Below are 21766 nucleotides of genomic sequence, written 5' to 3'. Positions count from 1 at the left end.
CGGGGGACGTCGCGAGGTCCCGCGCCGGGCGAGCGTCAGATCCCCTCGAGCCGGACCTTCTGGCCCGCGACGACGCCGTTGCGCCGCGCCCAGCCGGCGTTCAGCTCGAGGACGTACGTCGAGGGACAGGCGACGTCGAAGTTCGAGTCGTTGAGCGTCGGGGTGTTCTCCTCGATACCGACGATCGTTCCATCGCTGTCGATGAACAGCATGTCGAGCGGGATGCAGGTGTTGTGCATCCAGAACGAGTGATTTCTCCGCTGCTGGAAGACGAAGAGCATCCCGCGGTTCTCCGCCATGCTCTTTCTGTACATGAGCCCGCGGGCGCGCTCTTGCTCCTTCCGCGCGATCTCGACGAGCACGTCGGGGGCCTTGGCCTCGAGGAACATCACCTTGCCGGTCGCGAGCTGGAACGGGCCGGTCGGGTCGTCGGGGCACGCCGGATCCGGGCCGGCCTTCGGGGGCGGTCGCGCCGGCGTTGGCGGGGTCGCGTCGATGCAGCGGCCGGCGCCCGGCGCCTCGGCCACGGCGGGCGGCGTCCCGGCCGGGGGCGGCGCGACGTCGTGGGCGGGGACGTCGACCGCGTCGCCGCGGGGCGTGGCCGGGAGCGGCTCGTCGACGCGGCGCTCGCACGCGCCGAGGGCGACCGCGAGCAGCAGCGCGCCCAGGACGGGAGCGAGCGGGGCGAGCGGGGCGAGCGAGGCGAGCGAGGCGAGCGAGGACGGACGGGTCGCGAGGGCGCAGCGCGAGCTCATGGCGCTTCCTACCACGGCGCCGCTCGTCCTTGACCGCTGGACCGCGACGCGCGAAATCGTTGCCCGATGATCGCTCGACCCCTCGCCATTCAGTCCGTCGCCACGCTCGCCGCGCTGGCGATCCTCGCCGGATGTTCGAAGACCCCGGAGCCCACGGCCGAAGAATCGCCGAAGCCGAAGACGACGACGCCGGCGTCGACGGGGCTGGCCGGAGGCAAGACGGAGAAGACAGAGAAGGAGCGCCCCACGCCGCAGCGGCGCAAGGTCACCGCGAAGCCGGTCGCCGAGGTCAAGCCCAGCGAGGACGACCCGGTGAAGGGCAAGTGGACGCTCGAGGACGCCACCAAGGGGCTCCCGGCGGGCAAGGCGCTGACCGCGTCGATCGAGACCGATCTCGGCACGCTGTCCTGCAAGCTGTTCGACGACAAGGCGCCGATCACGGTGGCCAACTTCGTCGGCCTGGCGCGCGGGATCAGGCCCTGGAAGACGCCCGAGGGCGCCTGGGAGAAGAAGCCCGCCTACGACGGGACGATCTTCCACCGCGTCATCAAGGGATTCATGATCCAGGGCGGCGACGCGAAGAAGAACGGCACCGGCGAGGCCGGCTACGTGATCCCCGACGAGGTCTGGGAGGACGGTAGCCACGACCGCGCGGGCCTCCTGTGCATGGCGAACCGCGGCAAGAACACGAACTCCGCGCAGTTCTTCATCACCGACGCCGCGGCGTTCCACCTCGACAACGGCTACACGATCTTCGGTGAGTGCGGGCCCGAGGAGCTCGTCCACAAGCTCGCCAGCGTCGAGGTCAAGGGCGAACGCCCGGCCAACCCGCCAGTCATCAAGAAGGTGACGATCACCCGGCAGTGACCGCGTCCCGGCGCTCGGCGCGCCGAGCTCGCGCTCCCGCCGCCGCGCGGCGAGGGGCCGAGCTCGGCAGGGAGGTGGCTACTGGCAGTCGCTCGCCTCGCCGGGCGACGGCGAGGACGCGATGAAGCTGACGTCGAGCCACTCGCTCGTCTCGTCGTGCCCGCTGATACCGTTGCCTTCGGTCAGGAGCTCGCCGATCTCGCGATCGTCACAGCGGACGAGGCTCTCCCCGTCGCCGGGGGCCGCGGCGGGCCGCTGGCTGTTGCGCGCGGTGTCGTCGGCATAGCCCCTCTTCCCTGTCTTGTAGGCCATCGCCGAGTTCCCCAGCTCCTCACCCCAGATGACGTAGTCGACGTCCTTGAGCGGGCTGCCTTCCGTCCCGTCCCACTCGAAGAGGATCACCATCTCCCCACTGTCGGTGAGCAGCCCGCCGGCTTGCGCCCCGAGGGCGCCGTTCGTTGGCGCGAGCATGGGCGGCACGTCGCCCCCCCCGCAGGGGATGGCCGTCTCGTCAAGCGCGAAATCGGCGCACCGATCGAACTCGAGCTCGAACCCCTCGTCGCTCGCGAGCACGAGGTGTGCCCCTGGGTTGATCATGGTCCCGGGAGGGAACTGGACGAGGAAGTCCGTCCCTGCGCTGCCGACGGGCGCCCAGGGTTCACCCTCGGCGAGGGCATAATAAACGGTGTTGTCCGAAAGGTAGTAGTTGGTGAGGTCGACCGCGGCCTCGGTGGGGTTCCAGATCTCGATGAACTCGGCCGCTCCAGGCCGGACGACGACCTCCGAGATCAGCAGGTGGCCTGCGGGCTCCCCGGGGACCGCGCCGCCGCCGCCGCCGTCTCCGCCGCCCGCGCCGCCGCCGCCACCCGCGCCGCCGCTGCCGCCGCCGCCGGCCTCACCGCCGCCGCCGCCTTCGCCCGTGCTGCTCGAGGTGGTGCTGGAAGAGCTCGCCCCGCCTCCTCCGGTCGCGTCGTCGTCGCCGCCGCAAGCCATGAGGTGAGCGAGCGTCAGAGGGGAAGCCGCGAGGAGTGCGATACTGAGCAGGTTGCGCTTGTGCATTGTTGAGAGATACATCAGAGCGCTGGCCAACAGGCAAGTGGGATTGCAGCCTGGGGGAAAGGATCCACCTCTCGCGATCCCGTCAGGACGCTGCTCGCTCTGCCAAAGGCGTGGCGGGCGCGCGAGGAATCGATAGCATGACGCCATGCGACGCTGCTTCTCGCTCTTCCTGACACTTCTCTGCGTACCGCTCCCTGGGCTGGGCCTCGCCGTCGGTTGCGGACAGACAGTCATCGTCGATGATCCATCCGCGGACGGCGGGGGTGGCCAGGCCGGCGCGCCCCCCGTCCCGGGGGTCGGGGGAGGCGGCGCGGGCGCGGGAACGGACCCGCTCGAGGAGTACGAGGACCCCGGCTGTCCCGACACGGGGCCGCCGCTCACGGATTTCGAGTGCGATCCCTACGATCAGTCGAGCGGCTTTTGCGCCCCCGGAGAGGGGTGCTTCATCTTCGTGCAGTATCCGGACGAGCCGTGCGGGCAAGAAATCTACGGCGCCTTTTGCGCGCCGGCCGGCTCCGGCGGGCAGGGCGATCCGTGCTGGGACGGGTGCGGCGCCGGGTTCGCCTGTGTCGTGACCGGCTCGGGCACGCAGTGCGTGGGGCTCTGCGCGCTCAGCGGCGACGACAACTGCGGTCCGGGGCTCGTGTGCGAGCCGATCGACGTCGAGGGGATCGGCGGATGCCTGTGACGAAGCGCTCCGTGGATCAGCTCGCGCATCGGAGGTTGGCCCTGGCGCTGGTCCTGCTCGGGATCGCCTCCGGCGGCGCCGCGCTCTCGGGGGGGTGCGGGGCGCGGACGGGGCTGAACATCCCGCCGCCCGCGCCGGAGTGCGAGGTGGACGCCGACTGCCCCGGGGCCAAGGACCTCTGCGAGCCGGTGGTCTGTCAGCTCTTCGAGGCGGGGCAGCCCGACGGCGGCGCGGCGCCCTCCCCCGAGGGCGCGCCGGGCGGCGCGGCGAGCCGGCGCGGCGGGACGTGCGTCGCGCTGACGCCGGTCGACTGCGACGACGACGACCCGTGCACCAGCGACACCTGCGAGCGCGCGACCGGGGCGTGCAGCTACGGGCCGTCGACGCTCGACATCGACGGCGACGGCTTCCGCGCGCCGCTGCCCGGCACGATCCCCGGCGAACCGCTCGCGTGCGGCGACGACTGCGACGACTCGAGCGCCGCGGCCTTCCCCGGCGGGCAGGAGATCTGCGACGGGGTCGACAACGACTGTGACGGCACGGTCGACAACGGGGCGCGCTTCGTGCCGCGCGACGCCGACGCGACCCGCATCTCGGGCGACATCGCGCCGGCCGGCTCCGGCGGCCTCGCCTGGAGCGGGACCTCGTATGCGGCGCTCTACACCGGGACCGCGCGGGGCTTCAACCTGTACCGCTCGATGATCAGCGCCGACGGAGAGCCGCTCGCGCCGGGCGAGGAGATCATCACGCCGAAGAACGGCGACGCCTCCGGCGGGCCGATCGTGTGGGTCGGCGATCGGTACGGCGCCGCCTGGCAGGACCGGCGCGACGGCGACTACGAGGTGTACTTTTCCCTGCTCGACGAGAGCGGCGAGAAGGTGGAGGGCGGCGATCGGCGGCTCACGAACGCCCCCGGCTTCTCGGTCAACGTCGCGCTCACGTGGAACGACGCGGAGTTCATCCCCGTCTGGCAGGACGAACGCAACGGCACCTTCGACCTGTTCGCCCAGCGCATCGACATCGACGGCAACCTGATCGGCGACAACGTCCAGCTCACCGACGCATCGCTCGGCTTGCCGAACGAGGCGCCCGCCGCGGCGGCGGGCCAGGGCGGCATCGGCGTCGCGTGGTCCACGGGCGACGCGGTCACCCACCTCATCCAGTTCCGGACGTTCGACGCCGAGCTCGAGCCGACCTCGGAGGTCGTCACGCTCACGAGCGGCGAGACCGACGCGGTCTATCCGACGGTGGTGTGGAACCGCGACCGCTACGTCATCGCGTGGTACGACAAGTCGGCGAGCCCCAAGGGCATCTATGCCGCCGCGGTCTCGGAGGACGGTGAGATCCTCGCGCAGCCCACGGCCATCTCGAACCCTGGGTCGTTCCGCTCCCGGTATCCGTTCCTGCGCCCGCTCGGCGATCGGCTGCTCGCGATCTACTCGGACGATCGCGATCAGAACGACGGCTACGAGCTCTACGCGGTCACGGTGAACGCGGCGCTCGCGCCGATCAGCGCCGAGCAGCGGCTCACCTTCGCGCGCCGCGACAGCATCGGCCCGGTCGCGACGTTCGGGCCGGAGGGCGACGTGGGCATCCTCTTCCGCGACGATCGCGAGGGCGGCGAGCACCACGTCTTCTTCACCCGGCTCGCCTGCATCGCGGGCGACTGACGGCCCCGCGGCCGAGCGCGTGCCGGCCTCGCGGCCGAGCGCGGCGTCGGTCCGGTGCCGCGCTCAGCCCCGGGTCGGCAGGCGGCGCAGCCGGAAGGGGCCGGCGCGGTGGACCTTGCCCGGCAGCGGGCGGCCGATGACCTGCTCGGCGACGTTGCCCGCCTCGATGAGCTTGTCGAGATCGACGCCGGTCCGGACGCCCATCCCGTGGAGCATGAACACGAGATCCTCGGTCGCCATGTTGCCGGCCGCGCCCGGCGCGTACGGGCAGCCACCCACGCCCGCCACCGACGCGTCGAAGTCGCGCACGCCGAGCTCCAGGCCGATCAGGATGTTCGCGAGCGCCGTGCCCCGCGTGTCGTGCAGGTGGAGCGCGAACCGCTCGGGCGGCATCGCGTCCAGGAAGCGGCGGACGATGTCATGCGTCTGCCGCGGCGTGCCGATGCCGATCGTGTCGCCGAGCGAGACCTGGTAGCACCCGAGCTCGATGAGGCGCTCCGCGATGCGCACGACGCGGGCGGGATCGACGTCGCCCTCGTACGGGCAGCCCCACACGGTCGAGACGTAGGCGCGCACGGCGACGCCCGCCTCGCGCGCCGGAGGGACGATCTCCGAGAACACCGAGAGCGTGTCGTCGATCGACTTGTTGATGTTGGCGCGGTTGTGCGCCTCGCTCGCGCTCAGGAAGACGGCGATCTCGCCCAGGCCCACCGCGAGCGCGCGCTCGAGGCCGCGCGCGTTCGGGCACAGGGCGCTGAAGGTCACGCCAGGCTCGGCCGAGAGCGTCCTCGCGAGCTCCTCGGCGTCGGCGAGCTGCGGGACCCACTTCGGCGAGACGAAGCTCGTGATCTCGATCCGGCGGAGGCCGGCGGCGACGAGCGCCGCGATGAGCCGCCGCTTGCCCTCGAGCGAGATCATCGCCGCCTCGTTCTGGAGCCCGTCCCGCGGGCTCACCTCGTAGATCGAGACCTCGTCGGCGACGCGGGCGAAGAGCGGCGGGGCGGCGGCGGCGCGATCCGCGCTCGAGTGCTCGGCGGTGCCCTCGGTCATCGGCAGACCCTCAGCGCCAGAGCGCGGCAGCGTCAACCACTCACCATCCGGAGCTGCTTGTTCGGCGCGGCCGGCGTGAAGGGGATCGGGTAGTTGCCGGAGAAGCACGCGTGGCAGTAGCTGTCCGCCGACGGCCGCGCGGTGGTGGCGTCGCCCTCGCGCTCCTCGATCGACCTCACGCTCTCGACCATGCCCTCCAGCGACAGGTACCCGACGCTGTCGGCCGTCAGGTAGCTGCGGATCTCGTCCACGGAGTGGCTCGAGGCGATGAGCTCCGATCGCGTCGGCGTGTCGACGCCGTAGTAGCAGGGCCAGCGCGTGGGCGGGCTCGAGATGCGGACGTGCACCTCGCGGGCGCCTGCGTCGCGGATCATCTTGACGATCTTCCGGCTCGTCGTGCCGCGGACGATCGAGTCGTCGACGACGACGACCCGCTTGCCCTGGATCACCGCCCGGTTCGGGTTGAGCTTGAGCCGGACGCCGAAGTGCCGGATCGACTGCTGCGGCTCGATGAACGTGCGGCCGACGTAGTGGCTGCGGATGAGGCCCATCTCGAAGGGCGCGCGCGCGCGGTCGGCGAAGCCGATCGCCGCCGGCACGCCCGAGTCGGGCACGGGGATCACGACGAGGTTGTCGTCGGGCTCGACCGGCTGCTCGATGGCCAGGCGCCGGCCGAACGCCTTGCGGACCTCGTAGACGCTCACGCCCTGGATCGTCGAGTCGGGGCGGGCGAAGTAGACGTGCTCGAAGATGCAGAGCTTGCGCGGCTCGGGCGCGAAGGGGAACTCGGAGCGGACCCCGTCCGCGTTGATGATCAGCATCTCGCCCGGGGCGACGTCGCGCACCTTGCGGGCGCCGATGAGGTCGAACGCCGTCGACTCGCTCGCGACCACGGGGGCAACGCCGCCGTCGCTCATCGGCATCTCGCCCAGGCAGAGCGGCCGGATGGCGCGCGGGTCGCGCACGGCGACGAGCTCGCGCTCCGTCAGGAAGAGCAGCGAGTACGCGCCCTCCACCTGCTTCAGCGCCTCCGCGATGCGGTCGCGGAGCTCTTCCTTCTTGCTCATCGCGATGAGGTGGACGATCGACTCGGTGTCGCTCGCGGTCTGGTAGATCGAGCCGCGCGCCTCGAGCCGCTCGCGCAGGGCCTCGTGGTTCGTGAGGTTGCCGTTGTGCGCGACCGCGAGCGAGCCGCGCGCGTAGTCGACGCCGAGCGGCTGCGCGTTCTTCAGGTGCGAGCCGCCCGCGGTCGAGTAGCGGACGTGGCCGATGGCGTGATCGCCGGGCAGCGCCGCGAGATCGGACGGGGTGAAGCCGGACTGCACCCGCCCCATGGCGCGGTGGCCGAAGAGGCGCTCCCCGTCGCTGCTGACGATACCCGCAGATTCCTGCCCTCGATGCTGGAGCGCGTGCAACCCGAGGTAGGCCATGTTGGCCGCCTCGGGGTGGCCAAAGATTCCGAACACACCGCACATGCCGCCTATCTAGTACGAAAACGGGGCATGACCCACCATCATGGCGATCTGTCGTCATGATGAGGCGGCCGAGCGCCGGCGCCGAGCTCTGGGCGGATGCTTGTGCGAGATCAGGGCGCGGGCAGGCCCGCAGACCGATCGCGCCTGAAACGTAAGCAGGCTAACGATCCGGCGGCGGCGCGGGGCGCCAGGGTCGCGAGATCCCTCGGTATTTTGCTGCTGGACGAGGACGGCGCGTCAGGGACGCCGGTGCTGGACGAGGAAGGCGTGTCAGGGAAACCGGGCAACTCCCGCTATTTCGGGATGTTCCAGAGCTTCTCGATGATCTTTGTTTCCATGGCGTCGCCGTGGCACGTGCCGCACTCCATGTCCTCCTTGCTCGCGCGCGAGAGCTTGTATTGGTACTCCTCCTCCATGAACGTCTGCAGGGCCTTCTTGTCCTTGCGGTTCAGGACGTGCTCGTTCCCTGCGTGACAGCTGTCGCAGAAGAGGGTGCCGCCGCCCTCGCTGCGGAGCGGCATCACGAAATTGCGCCACATCTCGCGGGCGACCTTCATGTCCCGCGTCTCTTTCTTGAAGTCGCCCTCGGCGTGGCAGCCCTCGCAGGTGTCGAAGCCGAGCGCCTTCTGGAGCAGCGGCATCACCTTCTTCTTCTGCGCGGCCGGGAGCTTCTCGAGCGCGGGGATCTTCTTGAGGTTGATCCCGATCTTCTTCAGATCGGCCTCGAACTTGGTCGTCTGGAGCGGCGTCGACTTGGCGGGCGCCTCGTCCTCCTCGCCCTTGTCGGCCTCCGCCGTCTTCTCCGGCTTCGCGGGCTTCTCGCCCTCTGCGCCGGCGGTCGCGTCGCCCTCGCCCGGGCTCGACTCTCCGTCGAAGTCGTCCTTGTCGGCCGCCGTCTCGGGCGGCGGCGTGGCGGAGCCACAGGCTCCTGCGAAGGCGCCCATCCAGAGCGCGAGGGCGAGCGCTGCGTGCTTCATCCTGGCTGCCATACTCCTCCAAAGGAACGTTGATCGTGAGCAGAGCGCGGCTCCCCGTGCAGCAGGGCGCGCCGCCTGGGCGCGCCCCCACGGTCGCCGGGCGATCGGGCGCACTCTACTCGAATTTGCCCGAGACAGAGAGGAACGTGAGCTTGTTGTTTGTCTCGCGGAGCCGCTGGACGAGCATCCGGACGACGTTCCAGAGGACCTCGTACGCGAGCTCTTTGTGCAGGAAGAGCAGATCCTCGAACGCGTCCTTCGACACGGTGAGCAGCCGGCAGCGCTCGTGGACGCGCGCGTCGGCGGAGCGGGGGGCCTCGTCGAGCAACGCCATCTCGCCGAACACCGCGCCAGGGCCGAGCACCGCGAGCGCTTCCTCGCCGATCCCGGCGATCTCGCGGCTGATCCGGACCTTGCCGTCGAGCAGGATGTAGAGCTTGTCGCCCGGATCCCCGTGCTGGAAGATCTTGGTGCCGAGGGCGTGCGTCTCCTCGCTCGCGACGCGCGAGATGAGCTCGAGCGCGGCCGGGGTGAGGCCCTTGAACAGGGGGACCTTGGAGAGCTGCTCGATCCGTTCGGGCACGATCACAAGCTGCCGCGGAGAATAACCGAGGCGCCGGCTGCAGAGCGAATTTTCAGGCAGCTCGCGGTGAGACCCTAGCGCGTGAACGTCACCGTGATGGGCGGCGTCGTGGCGGCGATCGGCGATCCCGCGCGATCCTTGCCGGGGGTGTAGCGCCGGCTGAGCGCGCACATGCGCGCGGAGCGACCGAAACCGTGTCCGGGATCACGGACGACCTTGACCGACAGCGGGCTGCCGTCGGGTCGCACCGTGATCATGAGGACGACCTTCGCCTGATCGATCTGGTCGACGTCGGCCTCCGGAGGGAAAGGACAGTTCCAGTTGCTGCTGCCGACCAGGCCGGGCGGGGCCGAGCGGTCCGGGCCGGCGGCGGCCGGAGGCGGCGGGACCGGATCGCCCGTGCCCTTGCCGCCGACGACGCCCCCGACCTTGGCGTTCGGGTTGAAGGTGGGGGACTTCGCCGTGCCCGCGCCGGCCACCTGGCCGTAGCCGACGCCCTGGCCCTCGCCGCTCGCGATCCCGCGATCGGTCATGTCGAGGACCTCGTCCGGATCCGGCTCGCGCGTGAGGACCTTCGCCGCCTCGGCGGCGGCGGGGGGCGGCTCGTAGGGGTCGTCGTTGGGCGGCGGCGTGTTCGCCTGCGGAGGCGGCGCGACCGTCGGGACCGGCTCGGGCTCGGGCTCGGGCGCCGGCGGCTCGGGCTCGGGCGGCTTGGGCTCCTCGGCCTTCGGCGGCGTGAGGTCGACCTCATAGATCGCCCAGAGGTAGTCGTGGATGCCGACGCGCATCTCCTCGACCACCTGCCGCATGTCGCGCAGCGACCCCGAGACGATCGCCCGGGCCGAGGCCGCGCTGTGGCTGGTGAGCGCCAGCGTGACCCCGAGGACGGCGCCCACGCGCGAGGCGCGGTCGCCGAGCGCCAGCACCGCGGCGAGCGGATCCGCGGCGCGCCGCCGGTCGCCGGCGCGACCCGGGGCCGGCGCGGCGAGCGCGGTCGGGGGTCCCTTGGCGCCCCCGGGGTCGGCGCCGCCGCGCTTGTCTCGGCGGCGCCCGTCGTGAAGCGCCCCCGCGGCGCGATCGCTCGTGGCCTGGCTCATAAGCTCTCGCTCGGCGCGCTCAGGGCGCGGGGCTCGGTGTTGCCGGCGCGGGGGCGGCCGGGGGAGGCGCGGCCGGGGCGCCGGGCGCCGCGCCGGGCTCGGGCGCGATCGGCGTCACGCCGAACGCGATCTTGGAGACGCCCGCCTGCTTCAGCAGATCGAGCGCGCGGATCACCCGGCCGTGCGGGACCGTCGTGTCGGCGCGGATCACGGCGCGGAGCTCCGGGTTCTTCGCCTGGGCCTCGCGCGCGATCGGCAGGATGGCGTCCTCGCCCGCGAGCTTCTTGCCGTCCGCGAGCGTGTCGCCGTTCGCGTGCAGCTCGAGCCCGAAGATGAGCTGCACCTCCTGCCCCTGCGCCGCCTTCGGCAGGTCGAGCGGGAGCGACTGCGAGACGATGATCTTCGCGGTGACCATGAAGATGATGAGGAGCACGAGGGTGATGTCGACGAGCGGCGTGACGTTGATGCCGCTGATCATGTCGTCATCGTCGTTGCGGCTCGTGCCGGCCATCAGCGCTCCTCCTCGCCCGCGCCGCTCTTCTTGCTCTCGTCCTGACGCGGCGCCCTCGCGGCCTTGCCGCGCGGCTCGGGGGCGGCGGCGGGCGCGGCCCCGGCGAACGCCGGGTCGATCTTGAGGTGCGCGAGCAGGACCCGCGTGAGCGCCTCGGTGTTGGCCAGCGTCGACTTGATCATCCGCTGGAAGAAGTTGTTCGCCGCGACGGCCGGGATGGCGACCGCGAGGCCGACCGCGGTCGCGACGAGCGCCTCGGCGATGCTCGACATGACCGCCTGCGGCGCCATGGACTGCGACGCGGCCTGCGCGACCGGCGCCTTCGCCGCCTGGCCGAGCGCGTCGAAGGCGCCGACGACGCCGATGACGGTGCCGAACAGCCCGATGAACGGCGCGTTGTTGCCGAGCGTGCCCAGGTAGGCGAGGCGCCGCTCCAGCTTCATGCGCTGGAGCGCCGCGGCGCCGGCCATCGCCTCCTCGGCCGCGTCGGGGCCCTGATGCGCCACCGCGAGGCCGGCCGAGACGACCGCGGCCTCGGCCGAGGGCGATGCGTCCATCCGCCTGCGCGCCGCCTCGATCGAATCGTCGAGGGAGGTCCGGAGATCCCGCGCGAGGACGGCGAGGTCGTCGCGGAGCGACCAGAAGAACCAGGCGCGCTCCAGGATGATGGCGACCGAGACGACGCTGAGGACGATCATCAGCCACATGACCCAGGCGGCCCCGAAGCCGACCATGATGCGCTGCAGCCACTCGACGAGGTTCATCTTGTTCCTTGGTGCCTTTCCGATGGGTGGGGTGGGGGGGGAGCCGCGCTTCGAGAGGACCTACGGGTCGGCGCCGGGCTGCCCTTCCTCGACTGCGTCCTCCTCCTCCGGAGCGGGGGCGCCCGCCGCCCCCGGCCTGCCGACGGAGGGCTGGGGGGCGGAGGCGTCGACGAGCCGAAAGACTCGCCCAAGGACGGTGGTCGCGTAGCCGCCCTTCGGTAGCACAAACGAGACGACGATTCCTTGCTCTGCGCCCGGATCGCCCGCGGGCTGAGGCGCGCCGGCGCCCACCGCCGGCTCCCAGGCGGCGGACACCTCCAGGCCGTCCACCTCCAGCCGCAGCGGGCGCCGCGTGCCTTCCCCGGCGTGGGCGAACGCGTCGAGCCTGTGCGGGTCGCCGATCGCCGCCGTGAGCACCTCGAGCTCCAGCGCGCCCGGGGCGCCCTCGGGCCAGCGCATTTTCCGGCCGAACATCGGGCCCGTCGCCGAGATCGCGAGCGCGGCGGCGCGCGCCTCGGCGTCCGCGACCTCCGGGCCCTCGAGGGGCACGAGGAACAGCCCGCCGGTGTCGCGCTTCTTGGCGAGATCGCCGGGGAGCACGGTGCTCCAGGTGCCGTCCGCCTCGCGGCGCGCGAGCACCTCGTTGAACCAGCGCGACTGGAGCGCCGAGAACAGCAGCCGCTGCTCGCGCCGGTCGCGGGGTCCGCGCTCCCGGCCCGCGAGCCACGCGAGCGCGCGCTCGGGGTTGTCGCCGTTCCTCCCGAACCGCTGCGGGCCGAACGCGTTCGGAATGCCGGCGCGGCCGATCTCGGCGAGGCGGCGCTCGGCGAGCGGGAGCGCCGCGGGGGCGATGCCGCGGAGCGCGATCCGGAACCGGTTGCCGAGCAGGTGCCCCGGCTTGAGCTTGTTGTCGTGGCGGGCGACGGCGAGGATCTCGATCCCGGGCAGCTCGGCCTGCTCGAGCAGGGGCGCGGGATCGCGCGCGAGCGGGAGCTGGATCGAGGCGGTCTGCGTGGTGATCGCGTGCCGGTCCTTCATGCCGGCGAAGCCGGTGCTGCCCGGGTCGGCCCCGAGCGCGAGCGCGATGGCCCGCACCGCGTCGGGCGTGGTGCGCCCCGTCTTGCGGAAGGTCACGAACACGTGCTCGCCGCGGCCGCTCGCCGCGTAGGCCGGGAGCTCTTCGACGACGAAGTCCGCCGGCGAGCTCCGGAGCACGGCCGTGGGAAGGTCGCCGGGCGAGCCCGCGGCCGCGAGGTCCGCGACGGGCGGGACGGTGGTTGTCATGGGAGCGCCAGCGTGACCGAAATCGTCCCGGCGTCCAGCGGCGAACGCGCGCGTGGTTGTCGCGCGCCGCGCACCCCGGCGTCCAGCGGCGAACGCGCGCGCGCGGGGGCTACCTGGGCCCGGAGACGCCGCCGACGCCGCCGCCGCCGGGCGTGGGCCTCTGCACGGTCGCGCACTCCTCGTCGCCCGTGTCGACCGTGGTGACGTCGTAGCAGCAGAGCTCACCGTCGAAATCCGCCTCGCTGTCGATGGACTCGATCGAGCTCAGGCAACCGGGGTTCTGGAAGAACACGTACGCGTCCTCGCTGGACGGGCATGCTCCCTCGAGCTCGGTCCAGTGAAAGCACGCCCGCTTGCCGCAGCCGGCCGAGAGGAGGAGGGCGGGGGAGACGAGCGCGAGGATCAGCGGGCGGAGGCTGGCGATGCGCATGGCGATCTCCGGGAGCGGCGCCCGCGCGCGGGCGCGGAGGTGCGGTGGGCCTTGGCGATCAGAGCTCGTGCGGCATCAGATCGCGCGGGCTCCGGAAGTACTGCAGCGGCGAGTAGGCGAGCAGGTTGGAGACGCGCGACGTGTAGATGCACGCGTACTCCTCGACCTGATCGCCGAAGCTGGACGTCTCGTTCGCCTCCTTGAGCAGCGAGCCCCAGTAGGGGTGAAAGCGGCGGGCGATCTCGCGCTCCAGCTTGCCGACCTCGGCGTCGACGGTCCGGAGCTGGCCGCGGATGCGCTCGACCGCGCGCTTCGTGCGGCCCCGCTCGGCCTCGTAGAACGACGTCGCGTAGTCGATCTGGACGTGGCCGCCGGCCGCCCCCGCGAGCAGCGGGCCTCCGCCCCCGTGGGTCGCGCCGTTCTTCTTCTGCTGCTCCTCCTCGATCTTGCGGGTGAGGTCCTTGTAGCGCTGCTGGTAGAAGCGGAGCTGGTCCTCGAGCTCCTCGCGGCGCCCCTCGAGCAGCGCGCTCTCCATGTGCTCGCGCCGGCACGACTCGTGGGCGGCGACCTCGGCTTCCATCTCCTGGATGATCATCGCCGTGCGCCACGCGCTCTCCTTCTTGGAGCGGAGGATGTCGCCGTAGATGTGATCGCCCACGTAGAGGACGCGATCGCCGGAGATGTTCAGGAACTTCTCGAAGTCGTGGAGGTTGCCCCCCTCGTAGACGGCGCCGCGCTCGAGCGGCGCCGTGGCGGGGCGGACCTCGGCGCCGTCGCGGATGAGGAGCGGGCGGCGCTCCTGGAAGAACGCGGGCTTCTGCGCGGCGACCACCAGGACGTCGAAGTAGTGCCGGAAGCTCGGGTACTCGGGCATCGCGTCCCCGAGCAGGTACGTCATCATCTTCTCGGTGAACGGCCAGCGCGAGTTCGTCAGCAGGAAGAGCTTCTTGCCCGCCGAGCGGAACTTGTGGAGCGTCTGCGCCAGGTTCGGGTCGCGCTGGACGAAGCGCGGCAGGTCCGAGAGCACGACGTCGAGGATGGTGCCGTCGCGGTGCGCCTCGTCGATGCACTCGCGGATGTCGGTGAAGAGCCGCGCGTAGTCGAGCGGGACGCCGCGCCCCTCGAGGGCGTCGACGATGCCGGCGTAGAGCGTGGCCTCGCTCAGCGCGTACAGCGTGTCGATCCAGTGATAGCGGGCCGTGTTCGGCCGGATCTTGCGGTGCTGGTAGAGCGACCGGAGCTCGTCCTTCGTGAGCTCGCGCAGGCCGTGGTACCCGCGCTGGACCACCTTGAACCGGTCCATCTTGAGCACGTGGCCGAAGCGCTTGTCGATCAGCAGGCCGCGGATCGGGAAGTGGATCGGGTAGCGGAGGTGCCGCAGGAGATCCTCGGGGTAGCCGCGCGCGGCGAGCTTCGTGACGGTCCCCTGGATCGAGAGGTTGTCCATCTCGGTCTGGTCGTAGATCGCCAGGGTGTAGTCCATGTCGAAGCCGACCCAGTCGACCCCCGCAAGCTTGAGGTTGCGGTTGACGAAGACGCGCCGGGTCCGCGGGATGCGCGTGGGCTCGGTCTGGGGATGGAGCCCTCCGAGGGGGAGATCGAGCTGCTCGAAGAACACAGTGGGTCGACTATCGTATCCCACGCCCACGAGGCATACCAAGAGCCCTATCTCGACGGACGCGTCGCAGCGCAGCATCGACGCGCACGCCGCACGCCGCACGCCGCACACCGCGCGCCGCGCGCGGTGCGTCCCCGGGCGCCCTCCGCCGGATCCGCCGTCCGACGCGGCGCCACCCCCCGCGCGTGGAGGCGCGCCGCGGTCGCGCGGGCGCGGCGCCCGAAAGCTGCGCCATGGTGCGCGCCCCTCCCGTCTTGTGCGATCGCGGAGGCGGACCCCCATCCGTCGCCGACGGGCACCTCGTTCGATGCTCCTCGCAGCGCCCGGGCCGGTCTCCCGCAAGCCTCCCGTCCAGTGCCCACGTCACGATGGAGCGAGGCGGCCGCGCGGGGCGCGCTCGGCGAGCGCCAGGGAGGTCGGGCGCGCGCGGTCGTCGCTCGCGGCGGACCTCAAGAAGCGGCGGCTCCGATGACGTCCGCCCGGGTGAGGCCGACGAGCCGCGAGCTCATCTCCCAGAGCCGCGCGGCCGCCTCGGCGTCCGTCGCCATCCCCTTGAGGGGCCTCACCCGGGTCCGCTCGAAGAAGGCGGGGCCCTCCGTGGGCGACGCGTCGGCCAGGATCGCGAGGAGGTTCGCGGCGGCCTGCGTCGGGGTCGCGCCCACGACGTCGATCAGCGTCTTGAGGACGCGAGAGCTCCCCTCGAAGAGCCCCGACCGCACGAGCCCGGGATAGTAGCAGAGCACCTGGGCCCCCGTGCCCGAGAGCGCCTCCGAGAGCCGGTGCGCCGCGAGCACGAGCGCGAGCTTCGACCGCGCGGACGCGGCGAGGAACGAGTAGGAGCGCTTCGACATGAGGTCGTCGAAATCGAGCCGGATGCCGTCCACCGGCGCGACAAGGTTGACCACGCGCGCGTCGCGCGCGGCCTTGAGCCGGCCGAGCAGCAGGTTCGACAGCAGGAAATGCGACAGGTAGTTCACCTGGAACGTCATCTCGAGGCCGTCGGCGGACTCCGCGCGCTCGCGCAGGAACACCCCCGCGTTGTTCACGAGCAGGTGAACGACCCCGCACCGGTCAGCCACCTGCCTGGCCGCGGCGCGCACCGACGCGAGCCGGCCGAGATCGCACTCGACGAGGCTGACCTCGCCCTGCACCTTCAGCGCGGCGAGCTTCCTCGCGCCCTCGGAGCCGGTCCTGCGGCAGAGCACGGTCACCCGGGCGCCCTGCCGCGCCAGCGCAGATGCCGTCGCGAGCCCGATCCCCGAGGTGCCCCCGGTGATCACGGCGACCTTCCCCCTCATGCTTTGCGCACTCCCCATCTCCCGTCTCCTCGTCTCGCCGTCCTCGTCCATCTCATCGCTGCGGCGGCGGGCCGGTAACGACGCTCCGGGAGCTTGTCGGCGACAGGAGCAGGCAGCGGGCACACGCCGAAGCGCCGAGACGGCGCGGTGCCCGCCGGAAACCCCGAAGAAGAAGAGTCGTCGCCCCCCGCCCGCGACACAGGTACGACCCTGCATGCATCACGTCAAGCGAGCATTATGCATCGCAGCAGGGGCGTGATGTGGGTAATTCCACATTTTCCTTGGCTGCGGGTCGGGTGTGTCCGCGTCATAGCCGTGCACGTGGGACGGCAGAGATGGCCTAGGCGGGTGCGGCGCCTCAGGGGGCGGGCGTCTCCTCGAAGACGCGCAGGCCATATTTCTCGAGACACCAGAGCACGCCGACGATCAGGCTCCGTTTGTCGTCCACGAACGACGGCTTCTTCCCCTCGAAGTAGTGACCCGCGAACTGGAAGCCCCAGCCCGTCGTGAACATCGCGGCCGCGAGCGGGAGGCCGATGAGGGTCGCGCCCACGGGGAAGCTCGCGACGATCAGCGGTATGCCGACCTTGTGACACGCCTGGTTGCGCGGATCCTGGTGGTCTTCCTTGTACCGGCGGAGCACCTCTGTCCATTCGGCGTTGAGACGGAGCATGCGCCCATCTTACCACGCTGCCGCCCCGCGGGGCGCGGGGCGCGGGGGCGCCGGCATGCGGCAGACCGAACGTCCCGGCGCGCTTTCGTCGAAGACCGGCGGTGCCGTTGCTTCCCGGTTGCCGCTTGGAGCAATGAGGCGTAGTTGGGCAACGTGAGCGGTCACAGAACCGGTCCCATGGCGACGACTGCACCGCTGTCATTCAAGACAGGGGAGCTCATTCAGGGCGCGCGCTCGGAGAAGCGGCGTGTTCTCCTGCTCGTCTACCATCATGACGGCGTCGAGATGGCCCCGATGAGCCCCGGCGTCGGCGTCGTCGTCGGCAGGGAACCCCCGGCCGACGTCGTGATCCGGGACAGGAGCATCTCGCGCCGGCACGCGCGCTTCACCCTCGTGGGCGGCGAGGTCGTGGTCGAGGACCTCGGCTCGCGCAACGGGACGCGCATCTCGGGGCAGCGGGTCGAGAACGGCGTGGTCAAGGCCGGGGACGAGGTGCTGCTCGGCGGCATCGTCGCGTCGGTGCACGTGCTCGCCGGCGGCGAGCTGCCGCCGTTCGGCCTGGAGGGCTCCGACGCGCTCCGCGTCGCCCTGCAGGCCGAGATCGTGCGGTCCAGGTTCTTCAGCCGGAAGTTCGCGCTCGTCGTGGTCCGCTCGCTCGGCGCGCAGGCGAGCCACCTCCGCCACTGGGGGCTCCGCGTGCGCGAGGCGCTGCGGCCCGTCGATCGCGTCGCGTTCTACAGCGCCGACACCCTCGAGATCCTGCTCCCCGAGGTCACGCCCGAGCTCGCGGAGGAGCTCGCGAAGGCGATCGTCGCGCGCCGCGAGGGCGAGCCCATGCTTGTGTCGGGGGTCGCCGTGTTCCCCGACGCCGCGACCTCCACCGACAAGCTCATCGAGGTCAGCCACGAGGCGTCGCGGAGCGCGAGCCCCGCGGCGCCCGTGCACCTCGCGGCCCCGGAGGGCGCGCTGCTCTACGTCGCGCCGAAGGTCGAAGGCGCCCGGCCGCCCGAGGAGGAGGGCGCCGCGGGCGCGGTGCCCGAGAGCCAGTGGGAGGCCGACGGCCACGTCCTCTCCACCAAGAGCCCGCTCATGCGATCGCTCGTCGAGGTGGCGCTGCGGGCCGCGCGCTCCTCGATCCCGGTGCTCCTGCGCGGCGAGACCGGGACGGGCAAGGAGGTGCTCGTGAGGTTCATCCACGACCGCAGCCCGCGCCGCGGCGAGCCGCTCATCTGCGTGAACTGCGGGGCGATCCCCGCGATGCTCATCGAGAGCACCCTCTTCGGCCACGAGCGCGGCGCCTTCACCGGGGCGAGCCAGCAGCAGAAGGGCGTCTTCGAGGCGGCCGCCGGCGGCACGGTCCTGCTCGACGAGATCGGCGAGCTGCCCGCCGCCGCGCAGGCCGCGCTCCTGCGCGTGCTCGAGACAAAGCGGGTGACGCGCGTCGGCGCGACAAAGGAGATCGAGGTCGACGTCCGCGTGATCGCGGCGACGCACCGCGACCTCGACGCGATGTGCGACGCCGGCACGTTCCGGCTCGATCTGCTCTACCGGCTGAACGCGATGACGCTGAACATCCCGCCGCTCCGCGCGCGCCGCGACGACATCGCGACGCTCGCCGCGGGCTTCCTGCAGCAGGCGAACGCGGCGAACCTCAGCAGGGTCCAGTCGATCACCTCCGAGGCGCTGGCCCTGCTGAAGAGCTACCCGTGGCCCGGCAACGTGCGCGAGCTCCGCAACGCGATCGAGCGGGCGGTGGTGATCGCGGAGGGCGAGGCGATCATGGCGCGCGACCTCCCGGAGCGGATCCGCGTGGCGGTGACCTCGCCCAGCTCGCCGCCCGCGACGTCGCGCGCCCACGACCCCTCGCGCTCGTCCGAGGCCGGCATGCCGGCCCTGTCCCAGCGCCCGTCCGAGCCGCTGCCCTCGCGCGCGTCCGAGCCGGCGTCGTCGGCGGCCTCCGCGGCGGGCGGCCTCAAGACGCGCCTGGAGCAGATCGAGGCCGATCTCCTGCTGGAGGCGCTGCGCGCGTCCGACTGGAACCAGACGGACGCGGCGCGGCGCCTCGAGCTGCCGCTGCGGACGCTGCAGCACAAGATCAAGGTCTACGGCATCAAGAAGCTCGGGTACGGCGTCGCCCGGTAGCGCCGCCCGAAGGGCGTCCGGCCAGGGGCGGCCGGACGTCTGCGCCGCTCCGGCGGCCGGAGGCGCGGCCTACTGGGAGAACCCTTCCAGCATGTAGTGCGCCTCGATGCGCTTGAGCGCGAGCACCATCGCGGCGAGCCGCATCGGCAGGCGCTTGCCGAGGACGAGCCTCGTCGAGTCGTGATCGTCGGTGCGGCGCGGCCGGTCCTCCGCGATGTCGCAGATCAGGCGGTAGTTGCTCTTGATGGCGCGCTCGAGCCGCGCGTTCACCTCGCCCTCGGTCCAGTGCTCCATGCGCTTGTTCTGGATCCACTCGTAGTACGAGACGGTCACGCCGCCCGCGTTGCCGATGATGTCGGGGATGATGCTGATGCCGCGCTCCGCCAGCACCCTGTCCCCCTCGGTCGTGGTCGGGCGGTTGGCGCCCTCGGCCACGAGCTTCGCCTTGAGCCGCTCGGCCACCTCGCCGGTGATGGCGTCGCCGAGCGCGGCCGGGATGCAGATCTCCGCGTCGACGCCCCAGAAGTCGTCCCGCGCGATCAGCTGGGCCCCGCCGTAGCCGGCGACCGACCGCCGGAGGTTCTGCGGGTTCTCGCTGACGTAGGTCATCAGCGCGCCGACATCGATGCCGTTCGGGTCGACCACCGCGCCGTCGGAGTCCTGGACCGCGACGCACCGGGCGCCCATCCTGCACAGGATCTCGGCGGCGGCGGAGCCGACATTGCCGAAGCCCTGCACGATGAATCGCTCCCCGGCGAGGGAGGCGCCGCGCTGCGCGTACCACTCCTCGATGCAGTACGCGAGCCCCTGGCCGGTCGCCTTGGCGCGCCCCTCGGAGCCGCCGATACGCACGTCCTTGCCCGTCACGACGCCGCGGTGGTTGTGCCGCTCGCGCTCGCCGTCGCTGTACTGGCGCAGGAGCCACGCCATCACCTCGGCGTTCGTGCCCACGTCGGGCGCGGGGATGTCGACGTTGGGCCCGATGAGCTGCTTGAGCCGGTACATGTACCGGAGCGAGATCGCCTCGATCTCCTCCTTGCTGTGCTCGCGCGGATCCATGCGAATACCGCCCTTGGCGCCGCCGAACGGGACATGCGCGATGGCGGTCTTCCAGGTCATCTCGGCGGCGAGCGCGTTGAACAGGTCGAGCGACACGGCCTTGTGGAAGCGGAGCCCGCCCTTGTAGGGCCCCCTCGCCTGGTTGTGCTGGACCCGATAGGCCTTGAAGCGAACGAACTCGCCGGGCTGGATCCGGTAAAGCCCCTGGTCGGCGAGGCGGATCACGCCGTCTTGCACGTGGATCGAGCCGCTCCGGAGCGCCTCGGGGCGGAGGATGAGCTTGCCGTTGAAGAGCGGGGTGACGGCGGCGCGGTTCAGGATCACCGACGCGGGGAGCCGTTCGTAGGTCGCGGTCGCCTCCCCGCGGAAGGGGACGAGGCGGTCCTGGAGCTGCGTGGTGATGTAGAAGATGTGCTCGTAGTCGGGCTGCTCGAGCTCCAGCCGGATGCGGGGAGCCAGGCCGATGAGATCCGCGGCCGTGTGAAACACCGCCATGGACTCACCGAAGATGTTGGTCTCCGGCTCGCGCTCTAGGAGGGGGGCGTCTTCCATCCGCGTATGCTGCCTCGACCGCGGCGGGGGTCCAACCTTTCGCGCGGGCCTCGCGCGCCGATCGAGCCAGCCCGCTGCGACGGGCGCGTGATCTCGACAGGTCGATCGACCGGCGGGCCGCCGGCCGCGCGGGGAGCTGGTGCGGCTCCCCGCAGAGGTTCCGGCGGCCCGTCGCGTCGATCACCGCTGTTCTCGACCGGCAACGTGGCCGGCCAATTCAGGCGATGAGGTCAGGGGAAGACCCCGGGGGTCCCGCCCCCCCCCAGGCCGGCGAAGGAGCCGTACGGGGAGCCGCCGAGACCGCCGCCCAAGCCGCCGCCGAGACCGCCGCCCAAGCCGCTGCCGAGACCGCCCGGCCACCCGTAGCCGCCTCCGAGGCCGCCGCCGAGGCCGCCCGGATAGCCGCCGCCGAGGCCGCCGATGCCGCCCGGATAGCCGCCGCCGAAGCCGCCCGGATAGCCGCCGCCGAGGCCGCCGAAGCCGCCCGGATAGCCGCCGCCGAAGCCGCCCGGATAGCCGCCGCCGAGGCCGCCCGGGAAGCCGCCCGGATAGCCGCCGCCGAGGCCGCCCGGGAAGCCGCCCGGGAAACCGCCCGGGACCTGCCCGGGATCCGCCTGGCCGACGGGGCCGCCCTTGCCGATGGGGGGCCCTTGAAACGGCCCACCCACGCCCGGGCCGAGAGGCCCGAAGCCCGGGCCGCCGGGGCCCTTGATCGGCCCCTGGCCGATATCGGTCTTGCCCGGGATCGCGGGCGGGCCCACCACGCCGCCGCCCCGCGTCTCCTCCGTCTCTCCCTCCCCCTCCAATGCCTGCTCGCTCGACGCCACGTCGACGTCGGCCTGCTCCAAGTCGGCCTCCTCCGGTGTCACCGCGTCGACCGCGCACCCGGTCATCAACACGGAAAAGAGCATCACCGCTTGCGCCATCTTCATATCGATCGAGCTAACCATCCGTCCTCCTTCCATGCCCCGCCAGGACCGTCAGGCCCGCAGTGGCATGTTGAGCGGTGTCGAGAGCAGGCTGCGTGCCTGACAGCGCGTGTGCAGAGCCTGCCGCATCGGCCCTCTGCGGCTGCCGGACGGCGACGGCGAAAGTGCATTGTCTGAATCCGCGCCGGGTGGGAGCTTTGCCCCTCTTCATCGCGCCCGAGCGCCGCCGCGCTGGCGCGTATCGACGCCGCCTCGCAGCGCCGATGTGGGAGGCTCCCGAGCGCT

The 21766-nt window shown here is 71.8% G+C and carries 20 protein-coding genes; 4 read left to right on the top strand and 16 right to left on the bottom strand.

Annotated elements, in window-relative coordinates:
• Positions 1-35: 35 nt before the first annotated feature.
• Positions 36-755 (bottom strand): DUF192 domain-containing protein, encoded by a 720-nt coding sequence (locus WME75_RS22955; RefSeq protein WP_437494543.1) that lies wholly within the window; start codon positions 753-755, stop codon positions 36-38.
• A gap of 66 nt (positions 756-821) precedes the next feature.
• Between WME75_RS22955 and WME75_RS22950 the strand changes: the two genes are divergently transcribed.
• Entirely contained in the window at positions 822-1622 is an 801-nt protein-coding gene (locus WME75_RS22950) for a peptidylprolyl isomerase (protein ID WP_437494541.1), read from the top strand.
• Between the two features lie 78 nt (positions 1623-1700).
• On the opposite strand, the gene WME75_RS22945 is transcribed toward WME75_RS22950, so the two are convergent.
• Positions 1701-2681 (bottom strand): lamin tail domain-containing protein, encoded by a 981-nt coding sequence (locus tag WME75_RS22945; RefSeq protein ID WP_437494539.1) that lies wholly within the window; start codon positions 2679-2681, stop codon positions 1701-1703.
• A 145-nt stretch (positions 2682-2826) separates the two neighbouring features.
• Between WME75_RS22945 and WME75_RS22940 the strand changes: the two genes are divergently transcribed.
• Both WME75_RS22940 and WME75_RS22935 read left to right on the top strand, forming a co-directional pair.
• Entirely contained in the window at positions 2827-3369 is a 543-nt protein-coding gene (locus WME75_RS22940; RefSeq protein WP_437494538.1) for a hypothetical protein, read from the top strand.
• Entirely contained in the window at positions 3360-5039 is a 1680-nt protein-coding gene (locus tag WME75_RS22935; protein WP_437494536.1) for a putative metal-binding motif-containing protein, read from the top strand. Before WME75_RS22940 ends, WME75_RS22935 begins: the two co-directional genes overlap by 10 nt.
• 63 nt (positions 5040-5102) lie before the next feature.
• Here WME75_RS22935 and WME75_RS22930 read toward each other — a convergent pair whose 3' ends face one another.
• The 12 genes from WME75_RS22930 to WME75_RS22875 all read right to left on the bottom strand — a co-directional run bounded on the left by WME75_RS22930 (position 5103) and on the right by WME75_RS22875 (position 16799).
• Positions 5103-6089: a hydroxymethylglutaryl-CoA lyase gene (locus WME75_RS22930; RefSeq protein ID WP_437494534.1), complete on the bottom strand. Its 987-nt coding sequence runs from the start codon at positions 6087-6089 to the stop codon at positions 5103-5105.
• Between the two features lie 32 nt (positions 6090-6121).
• Positions 6122-7564, bottom strand: coding sequence for an amidophosphoribosyltransferase (gene purF / locus WME75_RS22925; protein WP_437494532.1), 1443 nt, complete (start codon positions 7562-7564; stop codon positions 6122-6124).
• Positions 7565-7857: 293 nt separating this feature from the next.
• Complete coding sequence (locus WME75_RS22920) at positions 7858-8541, bottom strand: hypothetical protein (protein WP_437494530.1); 684 nt, start codon at positions 8539-8541, stop codon at positions 7858-7860.
• Between the two features lie 115 nt (positions 8542-8656).
• The gene (locus WME75_RS22915) at positions 8657-9124 is read right to left on the bottom strand and encodes a cyclic nucleotide-binding domain-containing protein (protein WP_437494528.1); all 468 of its coding nucleotides are present in this window, start codon (positions 9122-9124) and stop codon (positions 8657-8659) included.
• A gap of 74 nt (positions 9125-9198) precedes the next feature.
• Positions 9199-10221 carry an energy transducer TonB gene (locus tag WME75_RS22910; protein ID WP_437494526.1) on the bottom strand — a complete coding sequence of 341 codons (1023 nt, stop codon included), beginning with the start codon at positions 10219-10221 and terminating at the stop codon, positions 9199-9201.
• Between the two features lie 19 nt (positions 10222-10240).
• Complete coding sequence (locus tag WME75_RS22905) at positions 10241-10732, bottom strand: ExbD/TolR family protein (protein WP_437494525.1); 492 nt, start codon at positions 10730-10732, stop codon at positions 10241-10243.
• Positions 10732-11496, bottom strand: coding sequence for a MotA/TolQ/ExbB proton channel family protein (locus tag WME75_RS22900; protein WP_437494523.1), 765 nt, complete (start codon positions 11494-11496; stop codon positions 10732-10734). Before WME75_RS22900 ends, WME75_RS22905 begins: the two co-directional genes overlap by 1 nt.
• 60 nt (positions 11497-11556) lie before the next feature.
• Complete coding sequence (gene truD, locus WME75_RS22895) at positions 11557-12780, bottom strand: tRNA pseudouridine(13) synthase TruD (protein ID WP_437494521.1); 1224 nt, start codon at positions 12778-12780, stop codon at positions 11557-11559.
• A gap of 109 nt (positions 12781-12889) precedes the next feature.
• Complete coding sequence (locus WME75_RS22890; RefSeq protein ID WP_437494519.1) at positions 12890-13210, bottom strand: hypothetical protein; 321 nt, start codon at positions 13208-13210, stop codon at positions 12890-12892.
• Positions 13211-13268: 58 nt separating this feature from the next.
• Entirely contained in the window at positions 13269-14852 is a 1584-nt protein-coding gene (locus WME75_RS22885; RefSeq protein ID WP_437494517.1) for an HAD-IG family 5'-nucleotidase, read from the bottom strand.
• Positions 14853-15277: 425 nt separating this feature from the next.
• Positions 15278-16126, bottom strand: a complete 849-nt coding sequence (locus WME75_RS22880; protein ID WP_437494516.1) for an SDR family NAD(P)-dependent oxidoreductase — start codon at positions 16124-16126, stop codon at positions 15278-15280.
• 358 nt (positions 16127-16484) lie between these two features.
• Positions 16485-16799: an Mpo1-like protein gene (locus tag WME75_RS22875; protein WP_437494514.1), complete on the bottom strand. Its 315-nt coding sequence runs from the start codon at positions 16797-16799 to the stop codon at positions 16485-16487.
• Between the two features lie 177 nt (positions 16800-16976).
• Here WME75_RS22875 and WME75_RS22870 point away from each other — a divergent pair, with 177 nt between their 5' ends.
• Positions 16977-18941 carry a sigma 54-interacting transcriptional regulator gene (locus WME75_RS22870; RefSeq protein ID WP_437494512.1) on the top strand — a complete coding sequence of 655 codons (1965 nt, stop codon included), beginning with the start codon at positions 16977-16979 and terminating at the stop codon, positions 18939-18941.
• 69 nt (positions 18942-19010) lie between these two features.
• On the opposite strand, the gene WME75_RS22865 is transcribed toward WME75_RS22870, so the two are convergent.
• Both WME75_RS22865 and WME75_RS22860 read right to left on the bottom strand, forming a co-directional pair.
• The gene (locus WME75_RS22865) at positions 19011-20552 is read right to left on the bottom strand and encodes a Glu/Leu/Phe/Val family dehydrogenase (RefSeq protein ID WP_437494510.1); all 1542 of its coding nucleotides are present in this window, start codon (positions 20550-20552) and stop codon (positions 19011-19013) included.
• A 230-nt stretch (positions 20553-20782) separates the two neighbouring features.
• Positions 20783-21484: a hypothetical protein gene (locus WME75_RS22860; RefSeq protein ID WP_437494508.1), complete on the bottom strand. Its 702-nt coding sequence runs from the start codon at positions 21482-21484 to the stop codon at positions 20783-20785.
• Between the last annotated feature and the right edge of the window lie 282 nt (positions 21485-21766).

It is taken from the genome of Sorangium sp. So ce1014 (genome assembly GCF_051521505.1).
In the GTDB taxonomy this organism is placed as follows: Bacteria; Myxococcota_A; Polyangia; order Polyangiales; family Polyangiaceae; genus Sorangium.
Note: the sequence above shows the minus strand (reverse complement) of the source record. Positions and strands in the feature narration are given on the sequence as shown.

Excerpts from the sequence above, each read along its gene's own strand:
- WME75_RS22955 (WP_437494543.1), bottom strand. The coding sequence starts at position 755 with ATGAGCTCGCGCTGCGCCCTCGCGACCCGTCCGTCCTCGCTCGCCTCG.
- WME75_RS22950 (WP_437494541.1), top strand. The coding sequence starts at position 822 with ATGATCGCTCGACCCCTCGCCATTCAGTCCGTCGCCACGCTCGCCGCG.
- WME75_RS22945 (WP_437494539.1), bottom strand. The coding sequence starts at position 2,681 with ATGCACAAGCGCAACCTGCTCAGTATCGCACTCCTCGCGGCTTCCCCT.
- WME75_RS22940 (WP_437494538.1), top strand. The coding sequence starts at position 2,827 with ATGCGACGCTGCTTCTCGCTCTTCCTGACACTTCTCTGCGTACCGCTC.
- WME75_RS22935 (WP_437494536.1), top strand. The coding sequence starts at position 3,360 with ATGCCTGTGACGAAGCGCTCCGTGGATCAGCTCGCGCATCGGAGGTTG.
- WME75_RS22930 (WP_437494534.1), bottom strand. The coding sequence starts at position 6,089 with ATGACCGAGGGCACCGCCGAGCACTCGAGCGCGGATCGCGCCGCCGCC.
- purF (WP_437494532.1), bottom strand. The coding sequence starts at position 7,564 with ATGTGCGGTGTGTTCGGAATCTTTGGCCACCCCGAGGCGGCCAACATG.
- WME75_RS22920 (WP_437494530.1), bottom strand. The coding sequence starts at position 8,541 with ATGAAGCACGCAGCGCTCGCCCTCGCGCTCTGGATGGGCGCCTTCGCA.
- WME75_RS22910 (WP_437494526.1), bottom strand. The coding sequence starts at position 10,221 with ATGAGCCAGGCCACGAGCGATCGCGCCGCGGGGGCGCTTCACGACGGG.
- WME75_RS22905 (WP_437494525.1), bottom strand. The coding sequence starts at position 10,732 with ATGGCCGGCACGAGCCGCAACGACGATGACGACATGATCAGCGGCATC.
- WME75_RS22900 (WP_437494523.1), bottom strand. The coding sequence starts at position 11,496 with ATGAACCTCGTCGAGTGGCTGCAGCGCATCATGGTCGGCTTCGGGGCC.
- truD (WP_437494521.1), bottom strand. The coding sequence starts at position 12,780 with ATGACAACCACCGTCCCGCCCGTCGCGGACCTCGCGGCCGCGGGCTCG.
- WME75_RS22890 (WP_437494519.1), bottom strand. The coding sequence starts at position 13,210 with ATGCGCATCGCCAGCCTCCGCCCGCTGATCCTCGCGCTCGTCTCCCCC.
- WME75_RS22880 (WP_437494516.1), bottom strand. The coding sequence starts at position 16,126 with ATGAGGGGGAAGGTCGCCGTGATCACCGGGGGCACCTCGGGGATCGGG.
- WME75_RS22875 (WP_437494514.1), bottom strand. The coding sequence starts at position 16,799 with ATGCTCCGTCTCAACGCCGAATGGACAGAGGTGCTCCGCCGGTACAAG.
- WME75_RS22870 (WP_437494512.1), top strand. The coding sequence starts at position 16,977 with ATGGCGACGACTGCACCGCTGTCATTCAAGACAGGGGAGCTCATTCAG.
- WME75_RS22865 (WP_437494510.1), bottom strand. The coding sequence starts at position 20,552 with ATGGAAGACGCCCCCCTCCTAGAGCGCGAGCCGGAGACCAACATCTTC.
- WME75_RS22860 (WP_437494508.1), bottom strand. The coding sequence starts at position 21,484 with ATGAAGATGGCGCAAGCGGTGATGCTCTTTTCCGTGTTGATGACCGGG.